Origin of the sequence: Anoxybacter fermentans, assembly GCF_003991135.1 — a bacterium.
Classification (GTDB): Bacteria; Bacillota; Halanaerobiia; order DY22613; family DY22613; genus Anoxybacter; species Anoxybacter fermentans.
Window position 1 is genome coordinate 1,902,064 of record NZ_CP016379.1, and the last position, 16,780, is coordinate 1,918,843.

Consider the following 16,780-nt stretch of genomic DNA (forward strand, 5'->3'; position numbering starts at 1 on the left):
AAGCTAATTTTGAGCACCATAGAAATTTTTCGTTTAACTATCTTAATGAGATTGAAGGAGAAATAAGGCCTTATAACCTGGAACGTTTCCTCCAATTAAAAAATATCATAATTGTAGTAAAAGTAAATTCAAAATTATAAGGGAGGTTTTTAATATGCATTATTATCCCGGTCCTTATCCATATATGTATGACAAAAGTCTTAAAAAAACTTTAGAGTTAATCAGAAGGGCTGTAGCAGATGAAACCCGTGATCGAAAGTTCTATGAATATCTAATTAATCAGGCGCCCAATGAAAAAGAAAAAAATATTATTGCCAGCATCCGGGATGACGAAATGAAACATTTCAGAATGTTTAGGGAAATTTATCATGACATCACCGGGCATTATCCTGTACCTTTAGATAAAGAAGAATTTGAAAAACCAGCAAGTTATCTTGACGGCATTGAAAAAGCCCTTTTTGATGAATTGGAGACTGTAGAAATGTATCGTCAGATTTACTTTGGATTGAGAACCAGAAAACATAGAGATATGTTATTTGAAATTATTACAGATGAACTAAAACATGCCAGTAAATTCAATTACCTCTATACCAGAAACCTTTAATTCCAAAAAATTAAGAGAACTCCCTTCAAAAAAGAGGAGTTCTCTCTTTAATTTCTATGATCTCACTGCAAAAAGCTAATTTTTCACTTTAAAAGAAATTTTTCGAACCATCTAAAGTTCGACTGAAATCTCACTAAGATGGTTTAACGAACAATTTCTATATCGCTCAAAATTAGCTTTTTGCAGTTTAATCTTCTATTGAATTACCTCATAAATTAATGGTTTACCCTTCGGTTTCTCATCCGAGATAGTAAAAGCATTTTTCAAAAGTGATAAAGCATCATTCAGCCGTTTTTCATCATTAACATGTAATTCAGCCAGAGCCTCACCAGCTTTAACTTCATCCCCAACTTTCTTCTTCAATACAACCCCAACAGCCAGGTCAATCTGAGAATCCTTAGTCTCCCGACCAGCACCTAAAAGCATGGCACTTAAACCTACATCAATAGCTACAATTTTCTGAACATAACCGGATTTTTCAGCCTTTAGTTCCACAACTTTTTTCGCCTTTGGTAAAAGATCAGGATTATCAATAACCTCAGGATTTCCATCCTGGGCTGCAACCATCTCTTTCAACTTTTTTAAAGCTTTACCTGTCCTGATAGACTCTTCTAATTTTTTACGCCCTTCTTCAGAACTAGTCACCACATTGGCTAAAACCAGCATATAAGACCCCAGTGTCAAACAGAGTTCGTATAAATCATCTGGTCCTTCACCTTTCAGTGTATCAATAGCTTCCCTCACTTCTAATGCATTTCCCACTGCAAATCCTAAGGGTTGATCCATATCTGTCAATACTGCTACTGTCTTGCGTCCCAGGTTGTTACCGATATCTACCATCTCTCGAGCCAGCTTTTTCGCATCTTCATACTCGGTCATAAAGGCGCCCGAACCTGTCTTTACATCGAGAACAATTGCATTTGCCCCTGCCGCCAGTTTTTTACTCATAATACTACTGGCAATAAGGGGAATACTTCTAACGGTTGCAGTCACATCCCTCAAACTATATAATTTCTTATCGGCTGGAACCAGATTCCCAGTCTGGCTTACAACAGCAACACCAATCTCGTTTACATTCTTGACAAACTCTTCACTGTTCAGAGAAACTCTAAATCCTTCGATAGATTCTAATTTATCCAGAGTCCCTCCGGTATGACCCAGACCACGGCCCGACATTTTAGCAACAGGAGCACCGCAGGAAGCAACTAAAGGAGCTAGTACCAGAGTAGTAGTATCACCAACCCCACCGGTACTATGTTTATCTACCTTAGTTCCTTTTATACTACTTAAATCAACCTGATCTCCAGAATTAACCATTGCCATCGTCAAATCAGCAGTTTCCCGCTTAGTCATCCCCTGAAAGTAAATCGCCATAGCCAGAGCTGACATCTGATAATCGGGAATTTCACCCGATGTATATCCTTTAATAAGAAACTGAATCTCTTCTGTAGTTAATTCCTTCCCATCTCTCTTCTTCCGGATTAAATCGACAGCTCTCATCCTCTATTTTATACCTCCTTTACAATCCCACGCACCAACTTAATGAATTTAGGTTTGGTCCGTTCCGCTGTCTCCATCACTTCACTATGATCCAGTGGCTGAGGCAATACTCCCGCAGCCATATTGGTAATACAGGAAATCCCCAGTACCCTAATTCCCATATGATTAGCTACAATTACTTCGGGAACAGTTGACATACCTACAGCATCTGCCCCCAGGCGGCGGAAAGCCTTTATTTCAGCCGGTGTCTCATAACTGGGCCCAGTTACAGCAATATAAACCCCTTTTCTTGTGGAAATACCTAATTTTTCTGCAACCTTTTCTCCAAGTTCGATTAATTCAGGATCATAAGCGTGGGTCATATCTGGAAAACGTGGACCAAACTCTTCATAGTTTTTGCCTATCAATGGATTGGTTCCCATAAAATTAATATGATCCCTGATAAACATTAAATCACCAACGTTGAAGTTTTCATTAATACCTCCAGAGGCATTAGTAACAATTAGTGTTTTAATCCCCAGCAATTTCATGCTCCGGACCGGACGGGTTATCTCCTCCATAGAATATCCTTCATAAAAGTGGAACCGTCCCTGCATGATCAAAACCCGCTTACCTTCAAGCATTCCAACTACCAGACGTCCCGCATGGCCCTGAACAGTTGAAACCGGGAAGTTAGGGATATCTTCATAAGGAATAATAGTTGGATTTTCAACTTCTTCAGCCAATATTCCCAAACCCGATCCCAAAATCATTCCGATCTCAGGTTCAAAAGGAATCTTATCTTTGATGTAATTCACACTTTCAATAATTTTTTTTACATCCATAGTCCTCACTCCTATTTTAAAATTTCTTTAGCAAAACTCTCCCCGTTTTCAGGAGATGGTACACCTAATAATTCAGTTACCGTTGCTCCAAGATCTGCAAAACTCTCCCTTACTCCAATATTATACCCTTCTTTGATAGCCTTACCAAAAATCAATACAGGAACCTGTTCTCTGGTATGGTCTGTTCCCGGATGTGTAGGGTCACAACCATGATCAGCAGTAATTATCAATACATCTTCAGGTTTCATGGCCTCAATTAACTCTGGAATCCGCCCATCAAACTCTTCTAATGCTCTGGCATAGCCCTCTACATTATTTCTATGTCCATAGACCATATCAAACTCCACCAGATTTGCAAAAATTAATCCAGGTTTTTCCTGAACCATAAAATCCAAAATTGCATCTACCGAATCCATATTGGATACAGTATGGTTCGACTGGGTCAAACCCCGTTTAGCAAAAATATCCTCAATTTTACCAACTCCCATTACTTCAAGACCCGCTTCTTTTATAAGATCCAGAATTGTCTTTTTAGGTGGTTCTAATGAAAAATCTTCTCTCCGTTCTGTCCGGGTAAAGTTTCCAGGAGTACCCACAAATGGTCGGGCAATGACCCGTCCTACAGCATGGGGGCCAGTAAGGATTTTTCTGGCCTTTCGACACATTTCATATAATTCCTCAACAGGGATAATCTCTTCATGGGCAGCGATCTGAAATACACTATCAGCAGAAGTATAGACAATGGGTTTTCCTGTCTTCATATGTTCTTCCCCAAGCTCCTGAATGATAACGGTACCCGAAGCAGGAACATTCCCAAGAACTTTACGACCAATGGCCTTCTCAAAAGCATCAATTACTTCCTTAGGAAAACCATTTGGATATGTGCGGAAAGGTTCTTCTAAAATAATCCCTGCTATCTCCCAATGGCCTGTAGTAGTATCTTTTCCTTTTGAACATTCCCTCATTATCCCATATACTCCACGACCAGGCTTAGCCGGTACTCCGGGAATGTGATCTATATTACCCAGGCCCAATTCAGCCATATTGGGTAAGTTCAACCCACCCATCTTCTCAGCTATATGGATAAGAGTATTCGCACCTTCATCACCGTATTCATAAGCATCTGGCATTGCACCAATCCCTACACTATCCAGTACAATAAGAATCACTCGATTTACTTCACTCAATTAACATCACTCCCTTTTAAATCTCAATAACAATAATAGTTTGTCCTTATATTTAGAAGATTATCATTTGCCAGATGTCTGACAACTATCTATTATATATATTCATTAACCTCGTAATTTTTTCCTTCTCAATTATTAAAAATTTATTTATAAATTATAAATTTTAAGTAAACTTCCAACTACAATATTAGGTTATACTGCAGAAAGCTAATTTTAAGCGACATAGAAATTTTTCGCTAAACCATCTTACCGAGATTTCGACGAAATAAGTCCTCATCACAGGAGTTGATGAACTAATCAAGGGTCAGGAAGGCCCTTTGATTAGGAAACCTTATTTCGGCGGAAATCGAGCTTTAGATGGTTCAAAAAATTTCTCAAAAACGAAAAATTAGCTTTCTGCAGTATAACCATAAATCTATATGTTTTCTAGTTAAAATATGATAACTATTTTTTACCTCTCACTTCTGGGTCGGGGCCAGGATAACGCGGTCCTTGATAGCATTCCATACTTCCTGCCATTTGATAACCTCCTTCACCGGATTAACTTTTTCTTTTAAAAGTTTATATTCAATAAGGTATTCCGAATCAGAATCACTGGTCATCTTTTCATAGAGATCAGCCAACTCCCGATAAACGCGAATCTGTTCCATAAGATTATTACATTTTTTCGCCAGGAAGAGACTTTTTTCAAACGTTTGTAAAGCTTTAACATATTTTTCTTCTTCTTTATAAAGGATTCCCCAGAGAAAATAGTGATACCCTTCTTCCAGTAGATTAACTGTTTTATTCAAATATTCGTCAGCTTTTTCTAAAATTTTTCGTCCTTTTTTGAAATTTTTCCTTTCCAGATTAATCCGAGCAGTCTCATTAAAAAGAGATGCCAGTTCAGCGGGGCCAGGTTCTAAAACAAAGCTGTTATTCAACATTTCCTGTGCCTTTTCATATTGACCTCGATATATAAAGAGAATGGCTAAATTGTTATAAATCATTGCTTTCTTTGACTCCGGCAGGGGAACTTCTTCTAAAAGAGAAAGGTACATCTCAAGAACGGGAACCAGGTACTTCAAGTTTCTATTTAATTCATACATCATAAGATAAATTACCCCAAGTAAGATCATGCTATTCAAAATTATATCAACTTTTTCACTATGCTCCAAAATATGTGTTAAAACTATCCTTCCACCTTCCAGATCGCCCTGATGATACATATTTAACGCCATTCCATATCTTACCTGATCAAAAAAACCAGCTTTTAAATCAATCTCTCCATTTTCCTGACTGAATTCCAAAAACAAATTGTTTAGCTCCATATACTTTTCCATTGACTTCTGGTAATCATATAAGTGATAGTAAGACACACCCATAAGATATTTACCCAATAACTGATATTTTATGTCATCAACTAAACGAGCAATTGCAATCATTCCAGCTGCTTCTTCAATAGCTATATGATAGTTATGTTTTTCAATTTCTGATAAAATATTTTCATAAATCTGTTCCAGTTGAACCTGGTTCATTGAATCCCACCCCGCTTTTCCCCTTCTCTAACCAGATTATATCAATTCAAACAATCCCCTGCAATTTATCATAACAAAATAGGACCTAAAACCTAAATTATCACCTAATTCAAGTGATTAAAGTCCTAAAACTTAAATCATTGGGAAAAGATTTTTAATTTTATTTCGACATCATTTCCTGATATTCCTTGTTTTTTCTCCCAAAAAGTTATTTATAACCTGTTATAAATACAAAAACCCCCTGAAAGTGATTTTCAAGGGGTTCTCTTCTGGTAGCATTAATTTAAATTATGATTTTACTGCAAAAAGCTAATTTTTTACTTCAAACAGAAATTTTTCAAACCATCTAAAGTTCGATTACAGCCGAAATAAGGCACACTAATCAATAGGCCATCCTGACCCCTGATTAGCTCATCACATCCTGTGATGAGACCTTATTTCGACTGAAATCTCACTAAGATGGTTTAATGAAAAATTTTTATGACGCTCAAAATTAGCTTTTTGCAGTTTAATCAAATTATAATAATTCTTCTAGTGGAGTGTACTCCATACCAAAAGCATCTGCAACAGCTTTGTAGCAAACTTTACCTTTATAAACGTTCATACCTTTAGCCAGACCTGGATCTAATTCCATAGCCTTCTTATAACCCAGATCGGCTAGTTTAATAGCATATGGTAGAGTACAGCTTGTCAAAGCAAAGGTAGAAGTTCTGGCAACAGAACCAGGCATGTTAGCTACTGAATAAAGAATTACACCATGACGTACATTAACCGGGTTTTCATGAGTAGTAGGAGTAATACCTTCTACACAACCACCCTGGTCAATAGCTACATCAACGATTACAGAACCTGGCTTCATGGACTTAATCATCTCATCAGTAATGAGAGATGGAGCCTTTGCACCAGGAATCAGAACAGCACCAACAACCAGGTCAGCTTCTTTAACCAGACGAGCAATGTTGTACTTATTGGAAATAACGGTCTTCACATTACCGTGGAAGATATCATCCAAATAACGCAGTCGCTCGGGGTTAATATCCAGAATAGTAACATCAGCACCCAGACCCAGAGCCATCTTCGCAGCATTAACACCTACAACACCACCGCCAATGATAACAACTTTACCCGGCTCTACTCCTGGAACACCACCTAACAGAACACCAGAACCACCATTGTACTTGGTCAACCAGTTAGCACCCATTTGAATAGACAGACGACCAGCAACCTCACTCATTGGGGTTAACAGAGGTAATCTACCTTCTTCATCTTCAACAGTTTCGTATGCAATAGCTACAACCTCTTTTTCTGCCAGAGCTTTAGTCAATTTTTCTTCTGCTGCAAGGTGTAAGTAAGTAAAGAGAATCAAACCTGGACGGAAATATTGATATTCACTTGGCAGTGGCTCTTTTACTTTAATAACCATTTCAGCTTTGTTCCAGACATCTGCAGCATTATTTAAAATTTCAGCACCTGCATTGATATATTCCTCGTTAGATATACCGCTACCTAACCCTGCATCTTTCTCAATATATACTTTGTGGCCGCGAGAAACGAGAGCCTCTACACCAGCAGGAGTAATACCAACCCGGTTTTCGTTATTCTTAATTTCCTTTGGTACACCAATAATCATTTAAAGCTACCTCCTTAAAATATATTTCTTTTTAAATCCCCATAAGAATTTAAATGCAAATTTTATGCCAAATTTCACAATTGCACCATTTGGAGGTTGTCCCATTAAAGGACTGTGCAATTTGGAGCAGATTTGCAAATTATTGCCTGCAAATATTTGCATGTATAACCTAATTTTTTATAAGCAGACGCACTGCTAACTCCATAAATACCGGTGTGATAAAAGCTTCAATCAAGCTTGCTACCACCATCATCCCACCAATCAGTATCATAAATACAGAATAACTGATTAAATAGTGACCAAAATTAATGGGTCTTTTAGTAATCAGGCTTTTTAAAATAGTGATACTAAAGAAAATAGCTATAACTCCGGCCAGAATAGTCGCGGGAACAATAATCAGGTTCTGAGGTAAAATAGAAACCAAAGCAAATAACATTCCTTTAAAACTAAGCTCATGAACTAAAAAACCCACCGTAAAACCGATAACAAACCCCCGCAAAAAAACCAGTCCGGGAATAAGGGGCATTCCGATAAGCGATAAACCAAGAAGCCACATTATAATAATAGTTTTAATATTCAGCCAAATAGAATCCCAGAGATTGACCTGATACTCATCATTAAACTTTCCTGCAAGTCCATTAAAGAAAGTTGATAGATAATCTACCAGTTCCTTTTTCCCTATATAATCAAGAGTACGAATTGCCAGAGCACCAAAGACAACACCAGCGATAAAAATAAATAATACAAAAAACATTATTGGGAGATTTTTAAATAAAAAACCATTTGCCCCCTGTTGCCATCGGTTCAGTTTCATTATGCCTCCCCCTCTCTTTTAAAGTCAGAACTTATAACATCTTATCTCCATATTTATGTAAGAGAAGGGGAAGATATAACATAACATTCATCTATTAAGAAATCCTGTTTCAATCACCTTTCTAGCCAGATATTCAGCAGCCAGAATATCCTCTAAAGAGTTGGAAGTAGCAGCAACAAATGTAATCCCCGTCCGATGCTGATTGGCAGCTTCAATAGCCCGCTTTACAGCAGCTTCAGCCGGAGCCAGCCCTTTTTTGGCCCGGGTTCTGCTCACCGTTGCAGTTAAAACCTCCGGTGCACCATGGATATAAGCAGCATCAAAAGCCACCCCACCCGTATCAGAGACAATCAAAACTACTTTGTCTTTAAACTCTGCAAGTTTGCTGACCTCACCTCCTATATTAGGTAGTATATGGGTTAGTTTCACACCTGACCGATTTATTCCGGCCAGGGCAGATTGAATCCGCTTTTTGCGTTCTTCTTCAGTTTCCCAGCGAGGTTCTGCAATCACTATTAAATCTGTCTTGTGCTGTAAAGCCATACACCCTGCCAGATATCCCATTTTTTCAGGATTAACCGCTACCGGAGGGATTACATCATCAGGTGCAGCTCCCAATACTAAAACAGCTCCTGCATCCAGTACTGCCTCTGCGGTAGTAGACATATCAATCACATCCACAATAATTACTACATCACCCTTTAAAGCAGCTGCGGCAGCTCCCGAAGCATTATACCCGACTTGAAGAGTCTTTACCCATTTTTTGTTGGGATTATTTGCGAACTGCTTTACCATAATTGCCTCCTCCTCCCGGAAGGAGAGTCAGTTTTCCCTCCCGGGCCAGCACTATATTTTCTGCAGTACGGCTTGGAACCACATCTTTCAATTCTTCCAGACCTACTCTGTGCAGAACATTCATTTCACTTTTAAAAGCATCTATCAATTTTTCAACGGTCTTACGCCCCACCCCCGGAATATTTTCCAGCGGAATTTGGTAATGATAGGGTGGTCTATGGGGTGGAGATATAGAGAATTCCCGATCGCAAATATCTACAATTCTATCCCAGACTCCTCTAACCACTCTTTCACTCCCGCAGTACTCACATTCAAATTGAGGCGGTTCTCCAACTAAGGTGCTTTGACAGTTTTCGCAAAAAGAACGGTGATATTTACCCAGACGCGGATCCATACCATAGTTAGCAACAATCTGCCCAATCTCTTCTTTACCAGCAAGAACAGCAAAGATATGCTCAAAATCCGGCTTTTTAACCTGTATCAGATTATACTCACGCCCAATTTTGGAAAGTGAGTGGGCATCCGAATTACTCAAAAAAGTACGGGAACTAAGTTCTGAAAAATGATCTGCCATCTCTGTATCAGCACTTAATCCCAGTTCTATGGTTTTTATTTTTAAATCCAGATCGTCAGGGAAAATCTCTTTTAATGAACTGGCACAATTTCCGTAAATACTTTTATAAGGGGTAAACGCATGGGCCGGAATCAAAACACCTTCAAGTCCATCTACAATTTGCAAAATCTCTTTTCCGGATAAGTACGTCATCTGAGAACTCAAAGAGATGTTAGTAACATATTGTGCTAAAATCTTACTAAATTCAGTGATTTGCTCCAATGTAGGGAAAAAGGCAAGAAAATGAGCCCTGCCACCTTCGGCTTCTTTACTCTCTACTTCAGATCCTAAAAAAACCGTAACCTGATCTTTATAACGATATCCGCCGCCTGGTAATAAAATCAGTTCCCCCTGCTCAATCATCCTTTTAATATCTTCAATAACTGGGGGGGAAGCACAATCTATAATTCCAATAATATCTATTCCTTTGCGTCCATAGGCTTCTTTAACAATATTTTCAAAAGTCAAATTTCTTGAAGCAGTAATCTTAACCGGAGTTTTATCAGAACTTGCTCCAATATGAATGTGAAGATCCATAAAATATTGCTGCATCACAATTCCACTCCCTTTTGGACCATTACCATCAAAAGACCAGTAACTGTTTTTGCATCTTTTAATTCACCTCTTTTAAGCATTTCGATAATCTCTTGCCATGAAAAGTGGTGAATACTCAAAAATTCATCTTCATCAGTAGCTTGAGAAGTTGGGGTTAAATTTTCTGCCAAATAAATATGCACCATTTCATCTGCAAAACCAGGACTGGTATAACAGGAGACCAATTTCTTCAATGATTCGGCCCGATATCCTGTCTCTTCTTCTAATTCCCGGATTGCTGCATCATCTGGGTCTTCACCCGGATCTAGTTTACCTGCCGGAATTTCCAACAGTTCCTCCTCACAGGCTTTACGGTACTGTCTGACCAGAAGTACTTTTTCTTCAGAAGTTAAAGCGACAACAGCCACCGCCCCAGGATGTTCTACCACCTCCCGGGTGGAAATTTTACCATTAGGAAGTTCCACCGTATCTAACCGAAGATTTATCATTTTTCCTTTAAAAATTTCTCTGGATTCGATGGTTTTTTCTTTAAATTTCATAAACCTGATCCCTCACTTGCATTATATTTTTTAAATTTTTTCCGTCCATTTAAGAAATTCGATGAAGAGCTAACATACCAGCAAGACCGGCAGTAAGAAAAAACTCCCGATCTTCTGAAAATTTTCGTCCCATCGTCTGTAAATTTAAACTATCATCGTTTAAAACATGCTCCACTTGATCTGTAGGAAAATAACTGATTAGATGCTTTTCTTTTATACCCGAATTAATAAGCTGTTTTTCAATAATTTCCTTCTTTTTACCGTCAAGTTCCGGAATAGCAATACTGCTCTTTATCAATGTCAATTTACCCAATACTATTCGTGAATGATGGCTTATTCCCCAATGTCGGGACCTTGAATCAGCAAAGCTGATCCTGAGAACAGCTATTGGATCACCACACAAAAGGGCAGCCGCATGAAGAAAATTAGCCTGTTCTACTCCACTAAAACCGTAAGGAGTTCCTGTACCTACAATTCCCGGCCCCATTGCGATAATTACTATATCTGCTTTAAAAACCCACTTAGCGGCAAGCAAAGCAGTATATACATTTACAGCTTCTAAATCACCGCCAAAGGCATGACCAAAAGTGATAGTTCCTTCAATAAAACCCCGTTTTTTTAAAGACCTGACCAGTTTACTTATTGCCAAAGGCAAAGCCCCTCCATCGCTCATAAGATAAACTATTTTAGTTTGGGGCTTAAGATTTTTTATCACCACTGCAATAGGTGTTATCATACTGTGCAAAGGTGCTACTATCACCGGCATACCCGCCAGTGTATCAGCTTTCTTTAGCTGCGCATGATACGGACTTTCCTCTTCTTCTACACTTAATACTTTCAGCTGATATGGTGTATATCTAAGTTTCATGATATGTCCACAGGATTCTGGATCTAGAGAATCATTTCCATAAACGTGAAGTATAAAATGATATCCGCCTGTACCCAGATTTAAATTTCTGGCAGTTGTATTTAAAATTACTTTTTGCCCTATTTTTACTAATCCGCCGATTTCAGGATAATGGATCGCTTTTGCTACCTCTCCATCCACCAGAACTTTAACAATGACCAGATCCTCATAATCCTCAATAATATCTATTACCTGGCCTAATCTTATACGAATCAATCTATTCCTCCTTTTCTATATTCAAGTTTTAAAATATAAATCCTTCTCTTTATTTTTAACTTTAATAGAGCGTCTAATACACTTACCGGTATATTATAAAGCAATAAAACTTAAACCCCCACAGATTTCAAAATAGTTTAAATAAGGAAACAAAAAAAAAAGATAAACCTTATTAGTTTATCCGAGGCTGTTAACTTTCTAACTTTGTCAACAACCTGAGATAAACTTTATAAGTTTATCCTATAGCCATTTATTTATTTTTTTTATTTATATTTTTAGGTTTTCCATCAGCACAACAGGATGGAACCTTATTGCCATACTGTTTTTCATTAGCCTGAGCAATTTTTTCTATCAAGCGTTTAAACCATCCTTTCATTAGATTCACTCCCTTAAATGAGTATTTTTTAACCAATTCATCCCACTATTCCTATATTCTACTAATCTGCTGTTCTTTTATTTATTATATGATTAAACTGCAAAAAGCTAATTTTTCGCTTTAAGAGAAATTTTTCGAACCATCTAAAGTTCGATTTCAGTCAAAATAAGACATACTAATCAATGGGCCCTCCTGGCCTTTGATTAGCTCATCACATCCTGTAAGATGGTTTAACGAAAAATTTCTATGATGCTCAAAATTAGTTTTTTGCAGTTTAATCATTATATATTTTACCTAATAAATATGAATGATTTATGAAAACTTATAATTAATGATTTTACTACAAAAAACTAATTTTTTCGCTTCAAAAGAAATTTTTCGAACCATATTTTATTGGTTTTATTTATTCTCATTATTTATTTTATTTAAAAGGTGAATCAATCACTGCAATTTCCTCTATAACAGTTGATCTGATTAAACCCGAAAAGAATTTTCATATTAAAAGCAAATATGGCTAAACTGCAAAAAGCTAATTTTTCGCTCCTTGAGAAATTTTTAGAACCATCTAAAGCTCGATTTCAGCCGAAATAAGGCTTCCTAATCAAAGAGCCATCCTGGCCCTTGATTAGCTCATCACCTCCTGTGATGAGGCCTTATTTCATCTGAAATCTCGCTAAGATGGTTTAGCGAAAAATTTCTATAGTGCTCAAAATTAGCTTTTTGCAGTATAATCAAATATATTTTTAGAACACAATCTTTGTTTTAGAATTATATTTAATATTAGGGTAATTCTAATCAAATTTAAAATAAACGAGATTTGACATTCTGTTAAAAATACTACTACCGCTGATATACCAACTATCGGTAAAATATCAACAAAATGATGAGCATAACAAGCAATCATTGAGCCAGTTGAAAATAACTATCAAGTTCTCATAATTTAAAAGTTTTTTAATCTGTAATAATATCATCAAAAAAACGTGGATTTCTCCATTTTATTTCGTTACCATCTGAATTATTGCCACGGTATATTCAGCAGCCTTGACCAGGTTCTCAACGGTAATAAACTCTTCTGTAGAGTGTACTTTTTCCATTCCAATTCCTAGATTAATGGTTGGAATTCCATACCCATTAAGGATGTTGGCATCACTTCCCCCTCCGCTGGGCACTAAATTCGTTTCAATTCCAATGGATTTAGCCGCCTCTTTTGCTATTATGACCACCGGATCCTCCTCACTAAAAAAGAAGGAGGGATACATCAATTGTGTATTGATCTCAACTTCTGCTCCAAATTTAGCCGCAGCACGCTCCAGGATATCTCTCATATGAGCAACCTGTGCTTCAAGTTTTTTTCGATTCCGACTCCGGGCTTCACCCAAAAGTTCTACCCGGTCAGGAACAATATTGGTAGCCTGTCCTCCTTTGATCACACCAATATTAGCAGTGGTCTCTTCATCAATCTGGCCCAGTTTCATTTCAGAAATAGCCAGACTGGCCACTTTGATAGCATTAATACCAGCAGAAGGATTTATTCCCGCATGGGCAGCTTTTCCCTTAACTATAGCTTCAAAACGGTACTGAGCCGGGCCCTGCACAACAATTGTTCCTACATCACCACTGGAATCATAGCAAAAACCATAATCAGCCCTTATCTCTTCAGGATTTACATTTTTAACACCATGAAGACCGCCTTCCTCTGCAACAGTAAACAGAACCTTAATTTCACCATGTTCCAGATTATTTTCTTTTATAACCCAGAGAGCCTCAAGAATAGCCGCAACCCCTGCAATATCATCAGCAGCAAGGACTGTATCACCTTTACTGGTGATAACTCCATCTTTTAAAACCGGTTCAATCCCTTTTCCAGGACTTACCCGGTCCATATGGGCACAGAGAAGTAGAGAAGGTGTATCAACTTTACCTTTGAGTACACCAATAACATTACCCGCATTTCCACCTATATTCTCCCCGGCATTATCTTCATGTACTTCTAACCCTAAATTTTCTAACTCTGTCTTTAATTGATCAGCCATCTTACGTTCCTTTTTCGTCTCACTGTCAATGGTAACCAGTTCCATAAAAAGATCAACCAATCTCTTCTTCTTAATCATGATTTTCACTCCTTTTAAGACAAAATGCTCTTCAGTCAATTGATCATATTAACTGCAAAGAGCTAATTTTTCGCTTCAAAAAAAATTTTTCGAACCATCTAAAGTTCGACTGAAATCTCACTAAGATGATTTAACGAAAAATTTCTATGTCGCTCAAAATTAGCTCTTTGCAGTTTAATCATAATATTAATAAAGTAGCCGTAGTTTATATAATTACTACGGCCACATTTACTTATTCTATTTTACCAGTTCTGCACCTTTCTTAAGAGCTGCTTCATTCAGTGGGATAAATTTTTCTTTGCCTGCAAATGCTTTCTTCATTGCCTTTATAACCGACTCAAAAGGTAAAATTTTAGTCTTTTGAATATAAGCACCCAATGCCACCATATTCAATACCTTACTGCTGCCCAGCTCGTTAGCAATATCATTGCAGGGTACTTTTAAGATTTCTATATCAGTACGCTCGCATTCCTTTTCAATCAAAGAAGAGTTAATAATCAAAAGTCCCCCTGGCTTAACCATTGGAGCAAATTTCTCTAATGATGGCAAATTCATTACTATACACACATCAGGTGTGGTAGTAATCGGAGAAGCAATCCTCTTATCACTAACAATTACGGTACAGTTAGCAGTACCACCACGCATTTCTGGACCATAAGAAGGCATCCAGGATACTTCTTTACCTTCCATCATGCCAGTATAGGCCAAAAGCCTTCCCATGGCCATTATACCTTGACCACCAAAACCTGCCATAATTATTTCCTGCTTCATTTATTCCACCTCCTCTGGGGTCTTAAACTCACCTAATGGATAATAAGGAATCATATTTTCCTCTAACCACTTTAGAGCTTCAATAGGAGTCAGACCCCAGTTGGTTGGGCAGGTAGAAAGAACCTCTACTAAACTAAAACCTTTACCCTCTAATTGAGTCTCAAAGGCCTTTTTGATAGCTTTTTTTGCTTTCCTAATATGTTGCGGATTATGCACAGATACCCGGGCAATATAAGCAACACCTGTCAATGTAGAAAGCATCTCAGATACTCTAATTGGATAACCGGCCTTTTCAGCATCTCTTCCATATGGAGCAGTAGTAGCTTTCTGGCCCAGCAAAGTTGTTGGAGCCATCTGACCACCAGTCATACCATAAATAGCATTATTAACAAAAATAGTAGTAATCTTTTCACCACGGTTTGCAGCATGAACAATCTCAGCAGTACCGATTGATGCTAAGTCACCATCACCCTGATAGGTGAATACTACTTTATCAGGAAGAACCCGTTTAATTCCAGTAGCTACTGCAGGAGCACGACCATGAGCAGCTTCATGCATATCACAATTAAAATATTCATAAGCTAAAACAGAACAGCCTACTGGAGCAACCCCGATAGTCTTTTCACGGATCCCCAGTTCATCCATTACTTCAGCAACCAGCCGATGAATGATACCGTGGGTACAACCTGGGCAATAGTGCATCTGCTTATCAGTCAAAGATTCTGGTCTTCCGGCAACCTTAATCATTACTTTCCACCTCCCAGTGCTTTAACCTGTTCAATAATTTCATCTGGCGAAGGAACCATACCGCCAGTCCGACCATAGAAATGAACAGGAACTTTACCGTTAACAGCAAGTCTTACATCTTCGACCATCTGACCGGTACTCATCTCTACTGTTAAAAATGCTTTTACATTATCTGCTGCTTTACTAATAGTTTCTGTTGGGAATGGCCACAGAGTAATTGGACGAATCAAACCAACTTTATATCCTTCTTCCCGAAGAGTTTCCATAGCACTAAAGCAAATCCGGGAGGTAGTGCCGTAAGCAACCAGAGCAATTTCTGCATCTTCCATATTAATAGTTTCAACTTTAACCTCATTTTCTTTAATCTTCTCATATCTTTTATAACGATTCCAGTTCATTTCCTCCAATTTTTCGGGTTGCAAGGATAGGGAATTAATAACATTTGGTTTTCTACCTTTACAACCATCTGTAATCCAATCCTTAGCTGGTAAATCCCGCTTGGGTGGCTCTTTAAACTCAACTGGTTCCATCATTTGTCCAATCATTCCATCACCAATAACCATAACAGGTACCCGATATTGATCAGCAATATCAAAAGCTTCCATTACCAGATCCACAGCTTCCTGGATGGAAGACGGAGCTAAAACTACCATGTGATAGTCACCATGACCGCCGCCCTTTGTAGCCTGGAAATAGTCAGACTGAGCCGGTTGAATACCACCAAGACCTGGGCCCCCACGAACTATATTAACAATTACACAGGGCAAATCCGCACCCGCAATATAAGAAATACCTTCCATCTTTAAACTGATTCCTGGACTGGAAGATGAAGTCATTACCCGTGCACCAGCGCCAGCAGCACCATAAACCATATTAATAGCTGCAACTTCACTTTCCGCCTGTAAGAAAACTCCACCTACTTCAGGCAAACGTCTTGACATATACTCAGGTAATTCATTCTGGGGAGTGATTGGATATCCAAAAAAATAACGACATCCAGCTTTAATCGCAGCTTCACCAATGGCCTCATTACCTTTCATCAATATTCTCTCACCCATTAGACAACCCCCTTTA

At 38.1% G+C, this 16,780-nt stretch carries 16 protein-coding genes; 1 reads left to right on the forward strand and 15 read right to left on the reverse strand.

Going from position 1 to position 16,780, the window contains the following annotated elements:
* Positions 1-154 precede the first annotated feature (154 nt).
* A complete protein-coding gene (locus BBF96_RS08640) occupies positions 155-604 on the forward strand; it encodes a ferritin family protein (RefSeq protein WP_127016769.1) in 450 nt (149 codons plus the stop codon).
* A gap of 195 nt (positions 605-799) precedes the next feature.
* On the opposite strand, the gene BBF96_RS08645 is transcribed toward BBF96_RS08640, so the two are convergent.
* The 15 genes from BBF96_RS08645 to BBF96_RS08710 form a co-directional block, all read right to left on the reverse strand.
* A complete protein-coding gene (locus BBF96_RS08645; RefSeq protein WP_127016770.1) occupies positions 800-2,104 on the reverse strand; it encodes a pyrimidine-nucleoside phosphorylase in 1,305 nt (434 codons plus the stop codon).
* An 8-nt stretch (positions 2,105-2,112) separates the two neighbouring features.
* Entirely contained in the window at positions 2,113-2,928 is an 816-nt protein-coding gene (locus tag BBF96_RS08650; RefSeq protein WP_127016771.1) for a purine-nucleoside phosphorylase, read from the reverse strand.
* 11 nt (positions 2,929-2,939) lie between these two features.
* A complete protein-coding gene (locus BBF96_RS08655; protein WP_127016772.1) occupies positions 2,940-4,115 on the reverse strand; it encodes a phosphopentomutase in 1,176 nt (391 codons plus the stop codon).
* Between the two features lie 458 nt (positions 4,116-4,573).
* Positions 4,574-5,632: a tetratricopeptide repeat protein gene (locus BBF96_RS08660; RefSeq protein ID WP_127016773.1), complete on the reverse strand. Its 1,059-nt coding sequence runs from the start codon at positions 5,630-5,632 to the stop codon at positions 4,574-4,576.
* A gap of 517 nt (positions 5,633-6,149) precedes the next feature.
* Positions 6,150-7,262 carry an alanine dehydrogenase gene (ald, locus tag BBF96_RS08665; protein ID WP_127016774.1) on the reverse strand — a complete coding sequence of 371 codons (1,113 nt, stop codon included), beginning with the start codon at positions 7,260-7,262 and terminating at the stop codon, positions 6,150-6,152.
* A gap of 169 nt (positions 7,263-7,431) precedes the next feature.
* A complete protein-coding gene (gene spoIIM, locus BBF96_RS08670; RefSeq protein ID WP_127016775.1) occupies positions 7,432-8,076 on the reverse strand; it encodes a stage II sporulation protein M in 645 nt (214 codons plus the stop codon).
* Positions 8,077-8,163: 87 nt separating this feature from the next.
* Positions 8,164-8,871, reverse strand: coding sequence for a hypothetical protein (locus tag BBF96_RS08675; RefSeq protein WP_127016776.1), 708 nt, complete (start codon positions 8,869-8,871; stop codon positions 8,164-8,166).
* Positions 8,849-10,036 (reverse strand): endonuclease Q family protein, encoded by a 1,188-nt coding sequence (locus BBF96_RS08680; RefSeq protein ID WP_127016777.1) that lies wholly within the window; start codon positions 10,034-10,036, stop codon positions 8,849-8,851. The genes BBF96_RS08675 and BBF96_RS08680 overlap by 23 nt, the downstream gene beginning before the upstream one ends.
* Positions 10,036-10,578, reverse strand: a complete 543-nt coding sequence (locus tag BBF96_RS08685) for an NUDIX hydrolase (RefSeq protein WP_127016778.1) — start codon at positions 10,576-10,578, stop codon at positions 10,036-10,038. Before BBF96_RS08685 ends, BBF96_RS08680 begins: the two co-directional genes overlap by 1 nt.
* A 49-nt stretch (positions 10,579-10,627) precedes the next feature.
* A complete protein-coding gene (locus tag BBF96_RS08690; protein ID WP_127016779.1) occupies positions 10,628-11,701 on the reverse strand; it encodes a DUF3866 family protein in 1,074 nt (357 codons plus the stop codon).
* A gap of 250 nt (positions 11,702-11,951) precedes the next feature.
* Positions 11,952-12,077 (reverse strand): LDCC motif putative metal-binding protein, encoded by a 126-nt coding sequence (locus BBF96_RS17050; RefSeq protein WP_250645197.1) that lies wholly within the window; start codon positions 12,075-12,077, stop codon positions 11,952-11,954.
* A gap of 995 nt (positions 12,078-13,072) precedes the next feature.
* Positions 13,073-14,188, reverse strand: a complete 1,116-nt coding sequence (locus tag BBF96_RS08695) for a M20/M25/M40 family metallo-hydrolase (protein WP_127016780.1) — start codon at positions 14,186-14,188, stop codon at positions 13,073-13,075.
* Positions 14,189-14,425: 237 nt separating this feature from the next.
* A complete protein-coding gene (locus tag BBF96_RS08700) occupies positions 14,426-14,959 on the reverse strand; it encodes a 2-oxoacid:acceptor oxidoreductase family protein (RefSeq protein ID WP_127016781.1) in 534 nt (177 codons plus the stop codon).
* On the reverse strand, positions 14,960-15,706 hold the full coding sequence (locus BBF96_RS08705; protein ID WP_127016782.1) for a thiamine pyrophosphate-dependent enzyme: 747 nt from the start codon (positions 15,704-15,706) through the stop codon (positions 14,960-14,962).
* Complete coding sequence (locus tag BBF96_RS08710) at positions 15,706-16,764, reverse strand: 3-methyl-2-oxobutanoate dehydrogenase subunit VorB (protein WP_127016783.1); 1,059 nt, start codon at positions 16,762-16,764, stop codon at positions 15,706-15,708. The genes BBF96_RS08705 and BBF96_RS08710 overlap by 1 nt, the downstream gene beginning before the upstream one ends.
* Positions 16,765-16,780: the final 16 nt, after the last annotated feature.